At 51.9% G+C, this 15,779-nt stretch carries 13 protein-coding genes and 1 rRNA gene; 10 read left to right on the forward strand and 4 right to left on the reverse strand.

Annotated elements, in window-relative coordinates; translation table 11 throughout:
• The first annotated feature begins 102 nt into the window (after positions 1-102).
• The gene (asnA, locus tag QWJ20_RS18490) at positions 103-1,095 is read left to right on the forward strand and encodes an aspartate--ammonia ligase (protein WP_119889319.1); all 993 of its coding nucleotides are present in this window, start codon (positions 103-105) and stop codon (positions 1,093-1,095) included.
• On the opposite strand, the gene viaA is transcribed toward asnA, so the two are convergent.
• Both viaA and ravA read right to left on the reverse strand, forming a co-directional pair.
• On the reverse strand, positions 1,092-2,570 hold the full coding sequence (gene viaA / locus QWJ20_RS18495) for an ATPase RavA stimulator ViaA (protein ID WP_433993184.1): 1,479 nt from the start codon (positions 2,568-2,570) through the stop codon (positions 1,092-1,094). The genes asnA and viaA overlap by 4 nt on opposite strands.
• Positions 2,571-2,576: 6 nt before the next feature.
• Positions 2,577-4,076 carry an ATPase RavA gene (gene ravA, locus QWJ20_RS18500; protein WP_433993185.1) on the reverse strand — a complete coding sequence of 500 codons (1,500 nt, stop codon included), beginning with the start codon at positions 4,074-4,076 and terminating at the stop codon, positions 2,577-2,579.
• Positions 4,077-4,409: 333 nt separating this feature from the next.
• Here ravA and kup point away from each other — a divergent pair, with 333 nt between their 5' ends.
• Entirely contained in the window at positions 4,410-6,278 is a 1,869-nt protein-coding gene (kup, locus tag QWJ20_RS18505; RefSeq protein ID WP_433993186.1) for a low affinity potassium transporter Kup, read from the forward strand.
• A 166-nt stretch (positions 6,279-6,444) separates the two neighbouring features.
• Here kup and qseC read toward each other — a convergent pair whose 3' ends face one another.
• Positions 6,445-7,794: a quorum sensing histidine kinase QseC gene (gene qseC, locus QWJ20_RS18510; RefSeq protein WP_433993187.1), complete on the reverse strand. Its 1,350-nt coding sequence runs from the start codon at positions 7,792-7,794 to the stop codon at positions 6,445-6,447.
• Positions 7,791-8,453, reverse strand: coding sequence for a quorum sensing response regulator transcription factor QseB (gene qseB / locus QWJ20_RS18515; protein WP_174869535.1), 663 nt, complete (start codon positions 8,451-8,453; stop codon positions 7,791-7,793). Before qseB ends, qseC begins: the two co-directional genes overlap by 4 nt.
• A 287-nt stretch (positions 8,454-8,740) precedes the next feature.
• On the opposite strand from qseB, the gene QWJ20_RS18520 reads away from it, so the two are divergent.
• The 8 genes from QWJ20_RS18520 to QWJ20_RS18555 all read left to right on the forward strand — a co-directional run.
• Entirely contained in the window at positions 8,741-9,136 is a 396-nt protein-coding gene (locus QWJ20_RS18520) for a YgiW/YdeI family stress tolerance OB fold protein (RefSeq protein WP_095701089.1), read from the forward strand.
• A gap of 204 nt (positions 9,137-9,340) precedes the next feature.
• The gene (rbsD, locus tag QWJ20_RS18525) at positions 9,341-9,760 is read left to right on the forward strand and encodes a D-ribose pyranase (protein ID WP_010300118.1); all 420 of its coding nucleotides are present in this window, start codon (positions 9,341-9,343) and stop codon (positions 9,758-9,760) included.
• Between the two features lie 7 nt (positions 9,761-9,767).
• A complete protein-coding gene (gene rbsA / locus QWJ20_RS18530; protein ID WP_433993188.1) occupies positions 9,768-11,273 on the forward strand; it encodes a ribose ABC transporter ATP-binding protein RbsA in 1,506 nt (501 codons plus the stop codon).
• A gap of 7 nt (positions 11,274-11,280) precedes the next feature.
• Entirely contained in the window at positions 11,281-12,249 is a 969-nt protein-coding gene (gene rbsC, locus QWJ20_RS18535) for a ribose ABC transporter permease (RefSeq protein ID WP_127157508.1), read from the forward strand.
• A gap of 25 nt (positions 12,250-12,274) precedes the next feature.
• Entirely contained in the window at positions 12,275-13,162 is an 888-nt protein-coding gene (gene rbsB, locus QWJ20_RS18540; protein ID WP_095993251.1) for a ribose ABC transporter substrate-binding protein RbsB, read from the forward strand.
• A 71-nt stretch (positions 13,163-13,233) separates the two neighbouring features.
• Positions 13,234-14,160, forward strand: a complete 927-nt coding sequence (gene rbsK, locus QWJ20_RS18545; protein ID WP_127157509.1) for a ribokinase — start codon at positions 13,234-13,236, stop codon at positions 14,158-14,160.
• 3 nt (positions 14,161-14,163) lie between these two features.
• Positions 14,164-15,159 (forward strand): ribose operon transcriptional repressor RbsR, encoded by a 996-nt coding sequence (gene rbsR, locus QWJ20_RS18550; protein WP_205556869.1) that lies wholly within the window; start codon positions 14,164-14,166, stop codon positions 15,157-15,159.
• Between the two features lie 431 nt (positions 15,160-15,590).
• Positions 15,591-15,779 (forward strand): 16S ribosomal RNA (locus QWJ20_RS18555); the annotation flags it as partial.

The following is a 15,779-nucleotide window of genomic DNA, read 5'->3' on the forward strand; positions in this document are numbered from 1 at the left end:
CGGATTAAAAGCACAAGTGCAATTTATCCATAAGATTATTGAATGACTGGTGGTTTTTATTGCTTAATGAATAACTAAATACGATGAATAAGAGACGCGGCAATGAAAAAGCAGTACATCGAAAAACAACAGCAAATCAGCTTCGTTAAGTCTTTCTTCTCCAGCCAGCTGGAGCAGCTTCTGGGATTGATTGAAGTCCAGGCTCCGATTCTCAGCCGTATCGGCGACGGTACGCAGGATAACTTGTCCGGTACGGAAAAAGCGGTGCAGGTTAAGGTTAAAGCCCTGCCAGATGCCACATTTGAAGTGGTGCACTCCCTGGCGAAATGGAAACGTAAAACGCTGGGTGCGTATGATTTTAGCTTCGGCGAAGGTATCTATACCCACATGAAGGCACTGCGCCCGGACGAAGATCGTCTGAGCCCGATTCACTCTGTCTATGTCGATCAGTGGGATTGGGAGCGCGTGATGGGGGACGGAGAGCGTCATGCGGAGTACCTGAAATCGACAGTGACGCGTATTTATCAGGGCATTAAAGCAACGGAAGCTGCGGTACATCAGGCGTTTGGCATTCAGCCTTTCCTGCCGGAACAGATTCACTTTGTGCATACCGAAACGTTACTACAGCGCTATCCCGATCTGGATGCCAAAGGTCGTGAGCGAGCTATCGCTAAAGAACTGGGTGCCGTCTTCCTGATTGGGATTGGCGGTAAGCTGTCCAGCGGACACTCTCATGATGTGCGTGCACCGGATTATGATGACTGGACGACGCCGGGCGAGCAGGAACTGGCGGGTTTGAACGGCGATATCGTCGTGTGGAACCCGGTTCTGAACGATGCATTTGAGATTTCATCCATGGGCATCCGTGTTGATGCGGAAGCGTTAAAACGCCAGCTGGCGCTGACGCAGGATGAAGAACGTCTGAAGCTGGAATGGCATCAGGCGCTGCTGCGCGGTGAAATGCCGCAAACCATCGGTGGGGGAATAGGTCAGTCTCGCCTGGTCATGCTGTTGCTGCAATTGCCGCACATTGGTCAGGTTCAGTGCGGCGTGTGGCCACAGCCGCTGCGTGAGTCAATTTCCGGCCTGCTTTAATAAGCTTTGCCGTGCTGCCAACGGCGCATTAAGCGGCTTTTTAACCCGGTATCAAAGCGCCAGATATGGTCAAAGATGTGCATGATGCCGGGTTTGCCATGATCGGACATCGCTACAGCATGGAAACGATGCTGTAGCTGCTTCTGACGGCTTTTCACCTTATTTACCACCTCATCCGGCAACCGCTGGGCGATAAAATCCGAAATCACCACCGCGTCGGCATCATGCCAGAGTGCGTCATCCATCTTATCCAACAATGCTGACAGACAGGCGCTCATATCCGTGCCGCCGCGGAAGGACTGGCTGAGAAAACGTATCGCCTGCTCTAACCCGTCCGCAGACGTGAGCTCGTATTTCACCACGCCGGTAGAAAACAACATGATGTAGCAACGGCGGTTGTCGGCGAGCGCGATGCGCATCAATGCCAGACAGAAAGCTTTGGCACAGCGCTCATTAAAGCCGCCCATGGAACCTGACGTATCAACGCAGACGATAAACGGGCCACGCGGCTGCTGTTCGTTTTGCTGATGGACCACGGGGCGCTCGGTGATTTTCTCGCGCCAGCTCTCCCCCTGTAAGCGATAGGTCAGCAGCCGATGTTCCAGCAGGCGACGATAGAATTCATATTCCAGTTCGCTAATACCCAGAGTGACCAGTTCTGTGGGCATCAAACGCAAAATGTCATCGCTCTGATGCACGCCGCTCACCTGCTCAGGCACGGTGGCGGGTTCCCGCACTCTGACCCGGAAGGCTTCTTTCGGTGCTTCCTGCGTGAGGATGGATTTGGTTTCGCGGCTGCGGCCTAAGCGTTCAGCCAGTTTTTGTAATGCAGGCTGGCGTTGCAGGAAAGCGCCGAAATCCAGTAACGGACGGGGATCGGTGTGAATACGCTGTGCTGCGCTGAGATCCCAGAGCCGCCCAGCCGCATTTTCGTTTTCAGCCAGAATAGGTTCGAGTTTGCCGCTGAGGGTCAGCCGCTGTTGCAGTTCATCCAGCAGGATTTCCCGCTCCTGATCAATCAATTGCTGATGCAGTGAAACTGTTTGCAGTGTGAGGCTTAGCCGCCAGCGCTGAAGAAAGAGCGCGTGAAGCCCGCTCGTGATCTTCTGCCCTAAGGTTCTCTCTGGAGAGGCCATGAGCTGTGAGGCCTGCGTCAGAAAGGGGGATTCTACGGTGTTCAGCATATCCATAATCGCAGGCAGGCGTGTCTGAAAAGCCTGATTGTCGATCGATTGCGAACGCTGGTAACAGCTAAATTCTTTTTCCAGCTCCGGCGGTACCTGCGTGGTGCGCAGGCGCTGTTTTAAGGTTTCTTTCCAGTGAGGCAGGTCGTTGAGTAACGCGGACTTCAGGCTGGGATACTTTTCAAAGAAGAAAGCGAGCTGGGGCGTTGCCAGAAGCGTGACGACAAGATCGTCCAGCAGTTCGTTTTCATCGATAGACAGCAGCATTTCCAGTGATTCCAGCGTGATCATCGGGCGTTAGTCCTGTTGCTCTGATTGCTGGATCTGCTCGGCGACCTGTTGCAGGCTGGCTTCTATTTTGGCCAGCCACTCACTGGGGACGAACAGACAAGGCTGATGCTGGCTGAATAAGCGGCGCTGTTCGCGCAACTGCATGTTCAGCTTTTCATACTCATCGATAATGTCGGCAGGAAGCGCACAGTCGCGCTTTTCCGGCAGAGAAAGAATAGAGGATTGCAGGCTGATATCGCGAACCGTCAGATGTTGGCGATCGTCCACCAGCAGATCGAGACGTTGGGTAAAACCGATGCCGTTGAGCTTGCCCCGGATTTCTCCCCCTTTTTGTAGCCAGCCTTGCAAAGCATGCTTCTCAATGATCAGGTGGTTGACTTCAATATCGTGCAGGATCAGCGGGCGTTGCAGCACTAGATCCAGCGTTTCAGCGGTGATCGTGTCAGGCAAGGTGTAGTGGAATTTGCGGCCGAGGAAGTGCCCCTGTTTCTCCACCGAAAATGCCTGTAATTCGCTTTGTTCACGCTGGTATTGCTGACGTCGGGTGTTCACCTGTTGCAAGCGGAACAGCAGGCTTTTCTGCTGGTAGGCGTGTTCGGTAATCAGCAATTCAAGCTGGTGCTCGATGAGCGTCAACGTGCTTTGGTCATGCCAGAGACAGTCTTTCAGCAGAATAATATCAACTGGTGTTATGGCATCCCGTCCGCAGAAAAATGCGCTGGCTTGAAGCAGGCGCAGGGCTTTTTTCCAGCGTCGATCGGAAATGTAAGGGGCCTGTTCCAGCGCATCAAGCTGTTGGCGCAGCGTGTAAATCAGCTCAAAGCCTGCTTCCGGCAACGCGACGTGCTCAATATCCTTCTGCCACTGTTGGTATTCTTCATTGCTGACGCTGAGAGCGGGCGGGACGGGGTTATCGCGTTCGCTGCTGTTATTCACCAGCAGTGCACGGAAATTTTGTTTTTCCTGCACGCGATCTAGCCACAGACGGATGAGCATTCGGTCGTAGAGTGCTTCCAGACCGCCATCCGCCTCCGGCAGTTCATTCGACGCGGCGACGAGCAGACGCATCGGAATGGTGTCTTCGCTGTTGCCATTACGGAAACGGCGCTCGTTAATGGCCGTCAGCAGGGTATTCAAAATGGCGGGGCCCGCTTTCCAGATCTCATCCAGAAACACGATTTCGGCTTCCGGCAGGTAACCCGCGGTCAGGCGCTGATAGCGGCCTTCGTCTTTTAATGCCTGAATAGAAAGGGGACCGAATACCTCTTCCGGGGTGGAAAAGCGGGTCATCAGGTACTCGAACGCGTTCGCATGACGAAAAGCGAATTTAAGACGTCGTGCGATCATACTTTTGGCTATACCAGGCGGCCCCAGAAGAAAAACACTTTCCCCGCTTAGCGCTGCCAGTAGACAGAGACGAATGGCGTGCTGTCTTTCGTAGAGTCCGTGCTCTAGCGCATGACTGAGACGAGAAATTCTTTCAGCCAATGCCGCGGTTTGACGCATAATTAATCCGTTAGTCCCATGATGTGATGTACCGAAATCGTTTATTTTTGAATCTGGTTGCTCTGCTGAAAGCGGTGTCTCAGAAAAACCCTACTTTCAGAAAGACAATAGTAATAATAAACGGCAGATCACAGTTTTTTATTAGAATACTTTTACGGATTATTCACCCTAACGGGGTAAGTAAGCAATAAACCACCCTTTACAGGATGTTTCGTATACAGGTGACCGCACAATAAAAATGGGTTTTTACCCTGATTTGTGCATACTGTGCGCTCTTGGACGAGTTGCTGTGGATGACGCGCTTCGCGGACTGATTAACAACAGAAGATAGATATGAGCTCAGAACATAAACGTTCGCTTCCGGCTGTCACGCTGGCGGCCATCGGGGTGGTTTATGGAGATATAGGAACCAGCCCTCTTTATACGTTAAGGGAATGTTTATCAGGGCAGTTTGGTTTTGGGGTCGAACCTGACTCGGTCTTTGGCTTTCTTTCACTGATCTTTTGGCTGTTGGTCCTTGTTGTTTCGTTGAAATACCTGACCTATGTGATGCGTGCCGATAACGCAGGCGAAGGTGGGATTCTGACATTAATGTCATTAGCCGGGCGAAATACCTCCGATCGCATGACGTCCGTGCTGGTCATCATGGGGTTGATTGGCGGCAGCTTCTTCTATGGAGAAGTGGTCATCACGCCAGCCATCTCGGTGATGTCGGCGATGGAAGGGCTGGAAATCGCCGCGCCGTCGATGGACAGCTATATCGTTCCACTCTCAATTGTCGTTCTGACATTACTGTTTATCATTCAAAAACACGGTACGGGTAGCGTCGGCAAGCTGTTTGCGCCCGTGATGCTGATCTGGTTTTTGACGCTTGGCGTACTGGGTGCGCGCTGCATCATTGCGAACCCCGAAGTCTTACAGGCGTTGAACCCGATGTACGCCGTGCGCTTCTTTATCGAATATAAAGCGGTGTCGTTCTTCGCGCTGGGGGCGGTGGTGCTGGCGATTACCGGGGTCGAGGCACTGTATGCTGATATGGGCCACTTCGGTAAATTCCCGATTCGTCTGGCCTGGTTTACGGTAGTGCTGCCGTCGCTGGTGTTAAATTACTTCGGGCAGGGCGCGTTGCTGTTAAAAGATCCTGAAGCAATTAAAAACCCCTTCTTCCTGCTGGCGCCAGACTGGGCGCTGATTCCACTGATGATATTGGCCACGCTGGCGACAATCATTGCCTCGCAGGCGGTGATTTCCGGTGTTTTCTCCCTGACTCGTCAGGCGGTGCGGCTGGGTTATTTGCCGCCGATGCGTATCGTACACACGTCAGATATGGAATCCGGTCAGATTTATATTCCTGCCATTAACTGGATGCTCTATATCGCGGTTGTCATCGTGATTGTCAGCTTTGAGCATTCAAGCAACCTGGCAGCGGCTTACGGGATTGCCGTAACAGGCACGATGGTGATTACCAGCATTCTGTTCTGTACGGTGGCGGTGAAGAACTGGCTCTGGAATCGCTATCTGGCGTGGGTGTTGTTGGGGGGCCTGCTGATTATTGACGTGCCGATGTTTTTGGCAAACGTGGTCAAGATCCTCTCCGGCGGCTGGCTGCCACTGGCGTTGGGTATGGTGATGTTTATCATCATGACGACGTGGAAAAGCGAGCGCTTCAGGCTGCTGCGCCGGCTGCATGAGCATGGTAATTCGCTGGATGCCATGATTGCCTCGCTGGAGAAAACGCCGCCGACGCGTGTGCCGGGGACCGCCGTGTATTTCTCGCGCGCGACTCGTGTAATTCCGTTCGCGCTGCTGCATAACCTTAAGCACAATAAAATCCTGCATGAGCGCGTGGTGCTGTTGACCATGCGAACAGAGGATGCGCCCTATGTGCTGAACGCGCGTCGAGTGACGGTTGAACAGCTTTCGCCGACGTTCTGGCGGGTGATTGCCAACTATGGCTGGCGTGAGACGCCGGATGTGGAAGAGGTCTTTCAGCGCTGCTGGCAGGATGGATTAACCTGCCAAATGATGGAAACGTCTTTCTTTATGTCCAATGAGTCGCTGATTATCGGTGAGCGCCCGTGGTATCTGCGCTTGCGCGGTAAGCTATTTATGATGCTCAGCCGCAATGCGCTGCGGGCGGCGGATCAGTTTGAAATACCGCCGAACAGGCTGATTGAGTTAGGGATACAGGTCGAGATTTAAGTGATCCCACGATTAGGGCGCTATGTTGGGATAAGATCGAGATACACGGTCGACCACGGGGCTAGGCGTCCCTGCGGGAACCTCATCCCCGTGTTTCCCTAATAACAAACAACGAGTCGCTGTTGGTTGGTTGGGCCATGTTGCTTAATGGTAGAGAGAATAGCCTTTACCAATTTATGGCGACAACCAGCCCGCCTTTTGGCTGATTGGTGAACGTGACCCGCATGTGGTGCAGTTTGGCGATGTTGTTCACGATAGAAATCCCCAGACCGCTGCCGGATTTCTCCTGCCCCGGCGGACGATAAAAGCGTTCGCCAATTCTTGCCAGCGCCTCCTCGCTAATGCCCGGTCCGTTATCGGCAACCTGAAAGCCGCGCTCTGTCAGCGTCAGGCTTACCGTTCCTCCTTCATGGCTGTAGCGAATAGCATTATCCAGCAGATTGCGTACCAGCAGAGTCAGCAGCAGCGGGTGGCCCTGCCGGATAACCGGAGTATCCGGTAAATCCAGCGTCAGCTCGATACCCGCGGTTTGCGCCGTGTGGTAATGCGCGATCACCGCCTGTTGCAGTAGTTCATTAAACTGGATGGGCTGCATCCCTGCGGGGGACGATTCGGCATCCAGCCGCGACAGCGTCAGGAGCTGATCCACCAGCCGTGTGGCCCGATCGATGCCTTTATCTAGATTGACCAACGCATGATGCCGCATGGCTTCATCATCATGCGCCAGCTGTGCGACTTCAGTTTGAACTTTCAACGCTGCCAACGGGCTACGTAATTCGTGAGCTGCATCGGAGGTAAAACGACGTTCACGAACCAGCATGTCGCTGATGCGGGAAAACAGGTGGTTTAATGCGTTGACCAACGGGCGAACTTCTTGCGGGATGTGCTGCGTCGCCAGCGGCGTGCTTTCATCGGGTGAACGCTGTTGAAGCTCGGCGGTAATGCGTTTTAGCGGTGAGAGTTCACGCGTGACCAGCCAGAACAGCAGTGCCAGCATGATCGGCAGGGCGAACAGCCAAGGCATCAGGTTAGTTTTTACAATATCCAGCGTCATGTCCTGACGATATTCCCACTCCTGCCCGACGGCAACCACATAGCGATTATCCGCTGTCGTCAGCCAGACGATGCGCCAGGCGTCATTGTCATCGCGTAGCCTGCCGTCGGTAAAGCCGTTGCGCGTATAGTTAAAAATGAAATCCTTGCCGTTATCACCATCGTTCAGCACCATTTTCCCATCGCGGGTAAAAATGGCGAAGGCCAGCGCATCATCTTCCTGCTTTCCCTGATTCTCATGTACCAGACTTTTGGTTTTGGGCAGAGAAACTGACTGGATGCGTAATTCATCAGGATTCATGGTGGCCAGGTGTTTGGCAAACAGCATTTGCTGGGTATCAAATAGCTCATTGATGTTGTGGCGTGTTTGATGCCACGACAGCAGACTGGCTACGCCCCAGCAAAGTAATGTCAGCAGCGTAAAACCTGCAATCAGGCGTAAACGCAGACTGAGTCGATTCATGGCGCCTCTCCCAGAATATAGCCAACGCCATGCACGGTTCGAATAAACCCGCTACCCAGCTTTTTACGCAGGTGGTGGATATGCACTTCTACCGCATTGCTTGAGACATCATCGTCCCACCCATAGAGCTTTTCTTCCAACTGCGCGCGTGTGAGTATGTGGTTCGGATTGAGCAAAAACAGTTCCAGTAACGCCAGTTCGCGAGATTTTAGTATCAGTGGTTCGTTGTTAAGCGTGACGCTCCGCGATCCCGGCTCAAGGGAAACCGCGCCGTGCGTTAATGTCGGTTGAAGTTGGCCGTGACGGCGGCGAATCAGCGCCTGCAGGCGAGCGGCCACTTCTGTCAGTGCAAAGGGCTTACATAAATAATCATCGGCGCCTCGCTGTAGCCCTTCCACACGCTGTTCCAGTGCATCGCGGGCGGTCAGAATCAGTACCGGTTCGTCATGCCCAGCCTGACGCCACTGGCGCAGAATATCCATCCCGTCCATGCCCGGCAGGCTGAGATCGAGCACCACCGCATCATAGGGTGCAGCCTTCAATGCCGCGGCACCCGCTTTACCTTCCATAAACCAGTCGATATTAAAGCCCAGTTTGTTCAACCCAGCTTTCAGGCCGTCACCAATCAAGCGATCGTCTTCGATTAACAATATTCTCATGGCTGCCTCGCAGGGAATGCTACGGTTGTACTTATGCCTTTTCCGGTTTTATACGAAATAGAGAGGCGGTGTGTACAGGCCAAATCACTGAAACTGGGCAATATCCGGCAATATAAAAAAACAACAATGCGAGAACTGACGCTTTAAGATTCCGTTAAGAAAAATTTGTTTTACTCTTTTACGAAGACCGATAGCTCCCGCAGGTTGACTGCGAAACCATTGACTGTGAAACAGTTAACTTTGAAACGTTTAATTCTGAAACAACAGGCAAAAAAGGAAGGGTGAACATGAAAAAAGTCGCTGCGTTACTCGTTATTACTGCTCTGGTTTCTGCACCAGTATTTGCTGCACAAAGTGGCGGTGGTTTTGTCAATCCAGAAACACCAGCTACTGGTTCACATCAAGGGGGGTTCACCGATTCGCAGAGTTCCCTCACCACGGTAGATAAAGCTAAAGATTTGCGTGATGACAGTTGGGTGACGCTGAGAGGGAATATTGAAAAACGACTCGGCGATGAAAACTACCTGTTCCGCGATTCAACGGGCACGATGGAAGTCGAGATCGACCACAAACGCTGGAATGGCCAGATGGTTTCACCTACCGATAAAGTGGAAATTTCAGGCGAGTTGGATAAAGAATTCAACGCTGTCGGAGTGGATGTGAAGCAGATTCGCAAACTCTAACGTATTATCCTCTGTTCCTTATTGGCGGGCTTTTGCCCGCCATTTCTCTATTTATCAACCGCCTATATCCGCCTCTCATTACCTTTCTTTTTTTGTTAGCGAAACGTTTCGATGCTGATCACATTTTTTTTATCTCTTCATTGCCTTTCTTGCTTCTTTTTCTAGAATGTTATTAGCGAAACGTTTCGCTGGTGGGGTGAGAAGATGAAAAAAGCAGCATTATTGAATTCAGATATTTCTTCCGTGATTTCTCGACTGGGGCATACCGATAGCCTTGTGATTGGCGATGCCGGTTTACCGATTCCTGAAACGACGACCCGTATCGATCTGGCGTTGACGCATAACGTGCCGACGTTCTTGCAGGTCGTTAGCGTTGTCACCAGCGAAATGCAGGTCGAGGCCGCTATTCTGGCGGAAGAGATTATTGAAAAGAACCCCGCCGTCCATGACGCATTACTCGATCAATTGAAGCAACTTGAACAACACCAGGGAAACTCAATTGCATTGCACTATGTCAGCCATGAAGAATTTAAAACCCAAAGCGGCAAAAGCCGGGCCATCATTCGCAGTGGAGAGTGTTCTCCGTATGCCAATGTCATCCTTTGTGCTGGCGTAACGTTCTGAGGTATCAATGCAACCTTTACTGCAACTGCAAGGCATCACGAAATCTTTTCCCGGCGTTAAAGCGCTTTCCGGTGCGGCACTCAACGTCTATCCGGGAAAAGTGATGGCGCTGGTGGGCGAGAACGGTGCGGGCAAGTCCACCATGATGAAAGTCCTGACGGGGATCTATCGTAAAGATGCCGGCAGCATCCATTTTCTGGGGAAAGAGGTGGATTTCAGCGGGCCGAAAGCGTCTCAGGAAGCAGGTATCGGTATTATCCATCAGGAACTTAACCTGATTCCCCAACTCACGATTGCTGAGAATATCTTCCTTGGTCGTGAATTTACCAACCGCTTCGGTCGTATCGACTGGAACAAGATGTATGCGGAAGCCGATAAGCTGCTGAAGCGTCTTAATCTGCGCTACGACAGCCGTCGTATGGTCGGGGATTTATCGATTGGCGATCAGCAAATGGTCGAAATTGCCAAGGTGCTGAGCTTTGAATCGAAAGTCATCATCATGGATGAACCGACCGATGCCCTGACGGATACTGAGACCGCTTCGCTATTCAGCGTGATCAAAGAGCTGCAATCTCAGGGATGTGGCATTGTCTATATTTCCCACCGTCTGAAAGAAATCTTTGAAATCTGCGATGACATTACTGTGTTCCGCGATGGTCAGTTTATCGGCGAACGTCCGGTCAGTGACTTAGAGGAAGATACGCTGATTGAAATGATGGTCGGCCGTAAGCTGGAAGATCAGTACCCGCGTTCGAATAAAGCGCCGGGAGAGGTTCGCCTTAAGGTGCAGAACCTGTCAGGGTCGGGCGTCGACAGCGTCAGCTTTACGGTGCGGAAAGGCGAAATCCTGGGTGTCGCAGGGCTGATGGGCGCGGGTCGTACCGAACTGATGAAGATTCTCTACGGCGCGCTGCCGCGAACTGGCGGTAATGTGACGCTGGATGGCCGTGACGTAGTAACCCGTAAACCGCAGGATGGCTTGGCGAACGGCATCGTTTACATTTCCGAAGACCGCAAGCGCGATGGTCTGGTGTTGGGCATGTCAGTAAAAGAAAACATGTCGTTAACCGCACTACGTTATTTCAGCCATGCGGGTGGTCGTCTGAAACACGCCGAAGAGCAACTGACGGTTGCCGACTTTATTCGCCTGTTCAACGTGAAGACACCTTCGATGGAGCAGCCTATCGGCCTGCTTTCCGGCGGTAATCAGCAGAAAGTGGCGATTGCCCGTGGCCTGATGACGCGCCCAAATGTCCTGATCCTCGACGAACCGACGCGCGGCGTCGATGTCGGGGCGAAGAAAGAGATTTACCAGTTAATCAATCAATTCAAAGAAGAAGGGCTGAGCATCATATTGGTGTCATCCGAAATGCCCGAAGTCTTGGGAATGAGCGATCGCATCATTGTGATGCATGAAGGGCGCTTGAGCGGGGATTTCCCTATTGAGCAAGCAACCCAGGAAGCACTGATGGCCGCGGCCGTTGGTAAGCAATACGGCGCAAAGCAGGAGTAAGTCAGACATGAGTTCTCAATCTATCGCGGCAAAACGCTGGTTCAGCAAAGAGTGGTTACTGGAGCAGAAATCGCTGATCGCGCTCCTGATCCTGATTGCGGTTGTTTCCGCTATGAGCCCTAACTTTTTTACCCTGAACAACCTGTTCAATATTCTTCAGCAGACGTCGGTGAACGCCATCATGGCCGTCGGCATGACGCTGGTGATTCTGACCTCGGGCATCGATTTGTCAGTGGGTTCACTGCTGGCATTGACCGGTGCCGTGGCGGCTTCCATCGTCGGGCTTGAAGTCAATGCGCTGGTGGCGGTGTTTGGCGCGCTGGCTCTGGGGGCACTGATTGGTGCGGGTACGGGGATCATTGTATCCAAAGGCAAAGTGCAGGCGTTTATTGCCACGTTGGTCATGATGCTGTTACTTCGCGGTGTGACGATGGTCTATACCAACGGTAGCCCGGTTAATACCGGCTTTTCTGACGTGGCAGATGCGTTTGGCTGGTTTGGTATCGGTCGTCCGCTGGGGATTCCGACGCCAATCTGGATCATGGCTGTCGTGTTCGCGGCGGCCTGGTACATGCTGCACCATACGCGTCTGGGGCGCTATATCTATGCGCTGGGCGGCAACGAGTCTGCTACCCGTTTGTCTGGTATCAGCGTTGATAAAATCAAGATTATTGTCTATTCCCTGTGTGGGCTGCTGTCTGCCCTGGCGGGAATTATCGAAGTCGCACGTTTGTCCTCTGCACAGCCGACGGCGGGTACAGGGTATGAGCTGGATGCTATCGCGGCTGTAGTATTGGGCGGCACCAGTCTGGCTGGAGGAAAAGGGCGTATCGTTGGTACGTTGATCGGCGCGCTTATCCTTGGCTTCCTCAACAACGGACTGAATTTATTAGGTGTTTCTTCTTACTACCAAATGATCGTTAAAGCAGTCGTCATTTTGCTGGCGGTTCTGGTAGATAACAAAAGCAGTAAATAACCTTCATTCACACAGGAATTGAGTTATGAATATGAAAAAGCTGGCTACTCTGGTTTCCGCTGTTGCGCTGAGCGCGACTGTCAGTGCTAATGCCTTGGCCAAAGATACGGTTGCTCTGGTGGTTTCTACGTTGAATAACCCGTTCTTTGTTTCAATGAAAGAGGGTGCGCAGAAAGAAGCTGACAAACTGGGTTACGAGCTGATTGTGCTGGATTCCCAGAATAACCCAGCAAAAGAACTGGCTAACGTTCAGGATTTGACGGTGCGTGGAACCAAAGTTCTACTGATCAACCCGACTGATTCTGATGCGGTAGGTAATGCGATCAAAATGGCTAACCAGGCCAAGATCCCTGTTATTACACTGGACCGCGTTGCGAGCAGTGGTGAAGTTGTAAGCCACGTGGCTTCTGATAACGCCTTCGGTGGTAAAGTTGCTGGTGACTTCCTTGCCAAGAAATTGGGTGAAGGTGCCAAAGTGATTCAGCTGGAAGGCATCGCTGGAACGTCTGCCGCGCGCGAGCGTGGGGCTGGCTTCATGAAATCTGCTGAGAAAAATAAATTCGTCATGCTGGCCAGCCAGCCAGCTGACTTCGACCGTACTAAAGGGCTGAACGTGATGCAGAACCTGCTGACCGCGCACCCTGACGTTCAGGCCGTATTTGCTCAGAACGATGAAATGGCGTTGGGTGCACTGCGTGCGCTGCAAACTGCAGGCAAAACAGATGTGCTGGTTGTCGGCTTTGACGGCACTCAGGATGGCGTGAAGGCCGTTGAGTCAGGCAAGCTGGCTGCTACTGTTGCTCAGCGTCCTGATCAGATCGGTGTGATCGGTATCGAAACCGCTGCGAAAGTGCTGAAAGGCGAAAAAACGCAGGCCATCATTCCGGTTGACCTGAAGCTGGTTGCAAAATAATTAAAGAATAAAGCAGGGCTCGCGCCACCCATTTGTGGTGGCGCATTATTAACGTAGCGGGATTCGACATAATGAAAACGGGTAAGCTGGTGGTGCTGGGCAGTATTAATGCTGACCATATTCTCAATCTTGAGCAATTTCCCCGCCCGGGCGAAACGGTGATCGGTGAGCAATATAGCGTTGCTTTCGGTGGGAAAGGTGCCAATCAGGCCGTTGCTGCAGGTCGAAGCGGTGCAGACATCGCCTTTATTGCCTGCGTTGGAGAAGATGATATCGGCACCCGTATTTGCCAGCAGCTATCCAAGGACAATATTGATGTTTCCTCCGTTGAGGCTATCTCCGGGGAAACAACCGGCGTTGCGCTGATTTTTGTTAACGCCGACGCTGAGAACATGATTGCGATTAACGCAGGCGCGAATGCTGCTGTGACGCCTGATTACCTTCATCGTCATCAGCAACACATTATTGATGCTTCTGCGTTGCTTATGCAGCTTGAGTCGCCGTTGGAAACGGTTATTGCAGCCGCTAAACTGGCGCATGAACACCAAACGAAAGTGATTCTGAACCCCGCCCCAGCCCGTGAACTTCCCGATGAACTGTTATCGCTGGTCAATATGATCACGCCGAATGAAACCGAAGCACAGTTCCTGACGGGAATTACCGTTGAGACGGAAGACGATGCGGCTCGCGCAGCACAGGTTCTGCACGATAAAGGTATCGAAACGGTGCTCATCACATTGGGTAGCCGTGGCGTATGGTTAAGTGAAAACGGCCAAGGGCAGCGAATTCCGGGATATCGTGTAAAAGCCGTGGATACTATCGCCGCCGGAGACACGTTTAATGGCGCGTTAGTGACTGCATTGCTGGAAAATAAACCCATGTCCTCCGCAGTAAAATTTGCCCATGCGGCAGCTGCGATAGCCGTTACTCGCCGAGGCGCTCAGCCCTCTGTCCCGTGGCGTGAAGAGATCGACGCATTTTTGCAAACCCAGGGGTGATCTTTGGCCACCATGAAAGATGTCGCCCGTCTTGCGGGCGTTTCTACTTCTACCGTATCTCACGTCATTAATAACAATCGCTTTGTCAGCGATACCATTCGCGAAAAAGTGATGAAGGCCGTTGAGGATCTCAACTATGCGCCGTCTGCGCTGGCCAGAAGTCTGAAAATAAACCAGACCCGCACCATCGGCATGTTGCTCACTGCCAGTAATAACCCGTTTTATGCCGAAGTGGTGCGTGGCGTAGAGCGTTGCTGTTATGAACGAGGCTATAGCCTGATTCTGTGCAACACCGAAGGCGACCGCGACAGAATGAGCCATAGTCTCGAAACGCTGCTGCAAAAGCGGGTCGACGGCGTACTGTTGATGTGTACTGAAAGCCATCGCCCTTTGCCTGAAATGATGAGTCGCTATCCTTCTATACCTATGGTCATGATGGATTGGGCACCCTTTGAAGGCGTTATGGACGTCATTAAAGATAACTCCCTGCTCGGTGGAGAGATCGCGACCAATTACCTCATTTCTCGTGGCTATAAAAAGATAGCCTGCATTGCGGGTCCGAAAGATAAGACGACAGCCTATAACCGATTAGAAGGTTATCGACAGGCGATGAAGCTCGCTGGGCTATTCGTTCCCGCTGATTATGAAATTTTCGGTGATTTTGAGTTTGAAGCGGGCTACCGCGCTATGCAGCAGTTGTTAGCGCTGGAAGATAAACCTGAAGCGGTGTTCACCAGTAACGATGCGATGGCCGTTGGCGTTTACCATGCACTTTATCAGGCTGGACTTTCTATTCCGCAAGATATGGCAGTTATTGGTTACGATGACATTGAGCTGGCCCGCTATATGTCCCCACCTCTTACTACCGTTCACCAACCGAAGGATGAACTTGGCGAATTAGCGGTGGATACACTTTTATATCGTCTGGAACATCCTAATACCGCGCCAAATGCGTTGGTGCTGACGCCGGAATTGATGGTGCGTCAGTCTGTCCGGTGAGGATTTCGCTTAATTAGCGGCGAAAAATCCGGCATAACGGCGTCTTTTAATTCGCTTTGCTGAAAAAAAAATCACTCGGTAACTTTTTTGCATTTAGCGCTTGTCAGCGCCCGAGAAGTCCCTATAATGCGCATCCACTGACACGGCAACAGCGACACGCGGTTGTGGTGACAGCAAAAAGATTCAACGAAGCAGTCAGTAATGACTTGACTTCACAGCGGAAAAGCATAATATATGCAGCCCGCGCCACMGATGGAGTGGCACTGCTCTTTAACAATTTAATCAGACAATCTGTGTGGGCACTCACAAGACCGTATCTTAAACGATATAAAAAAGTCTTGAAGAGTGAACAACAGTGAAATTCATTACGAATAAACAGTTTTAATTCTTTGAGCATCGCTTCTCGAGTAGAAGCAAATCAAACAAATCTTAAATTGAAGAGTTTGATCATGGCTCAGATTGAACGCTGGCGGCAGGCCTAACACATGCAAGTCGAGCGGTAGCACAGGAGAGCTTGCTCTCTGGGTGACGAGCGGCGGACGGGTGAGTAATGTCTGGGAAACTGCCTGATGGAGGGGGATAACTACTGAAACGGTAGCTAATACCGCATAACCGCGCAA

The sequence above is a fragment of the Pectobacterium sp. S5 genome (genome assembly GCF_051707265.1).
Classification (GTDB): domain Bacteria; phylum Pseudomonadota; class Gammaproteobacteria; order Enterobacterales; family Enterobacteriaceae; genus Pectobacterium; species Pectobacterium polare.

Excerpts from the sequence above, each read along its gene's own strand:
- qseC (WP_433993187.1), bottom strand. The coding sequence starts at position 7,794 with ATGAATCGACTCAGTCTGCGTTTACGCCTGATTGCAGGTTTTACGCTG.
- ravA (WP_433993185.1), bottom strand. The coding sequence starts at position 4,076 with ATGCGTCAAACCGCGGCATTGGCTGAAAGAATTTCTCGTCTCAGTCAT.
- asnA (WP_119889319.1), top strand. The coding sequence starts at position 103 with ATGAAAAAGCAGTACATCGAAAAACAACAGCAAATCAGCTTCGTTAAG.
- rbsB (WP_095993251.1), top strand. The coding sequence starts at position 12,275 with ATGAATATGAAAAAGCTGGCTACTCTGGTTTCCGCTGTTGCGCTGAGC.
- kup (WP_433993186.1), top strand. The coding sequence starts at position 4,410 with ATGAGCTCAGAACATAAACGTTCGCTTCCGGCTGTCACGCTGGCGGCC.
- rbsD (WP_010300118.1), top strand. The coding sequence starts at position 9,341 with ATGAAAAAAGCAGCATTATTGAATTCAGATATTTCTTCCGTGATTTCT.
- rbsC (WP_127157508.1), top strand. The coding sequence starts at position 11,281 with ATGAGTTCTCAATCTATCGCGGCAAAACGCTGGTTCAGCAAAGAGTGG.
- rbsK (WP_127157509.1), top strand. The coding sequence starts at position 13,234 with ATGAAAACGGGTAAGCTGGTGGTGCTGGGCAGTATTAATGCTGACCAT.
- QWJ20_RS18520 (WP_095701089.1), top strand. The coding sequence starts at position 8,741 with ATGAAAAAAGTCGCTGCGTTACTCGTTATTACTGCTCTGGTTTCTGCA.
- rbsA (WP_433993188.1), top strand. The coding sequence starts at position 9,768 with ATGCAACCTTTACTGCAACTGCAAGGCATCACGAAATCTTTTCCCGGC.
- qseB (WP_174869535.1), bottom strand. The coding sequence starts at position 8,453 with ATGAGAATATTGTTAATCGAAGACGATCGCTTGATTGGTGACGGCCTG.
- viaA (WP_433993184.1), bottom strand. The coding sequence starts at position 2,570 with ATGATCACGCTGGAATCACTGGAAATGCTGCTGTCTATCGATGAAAAC.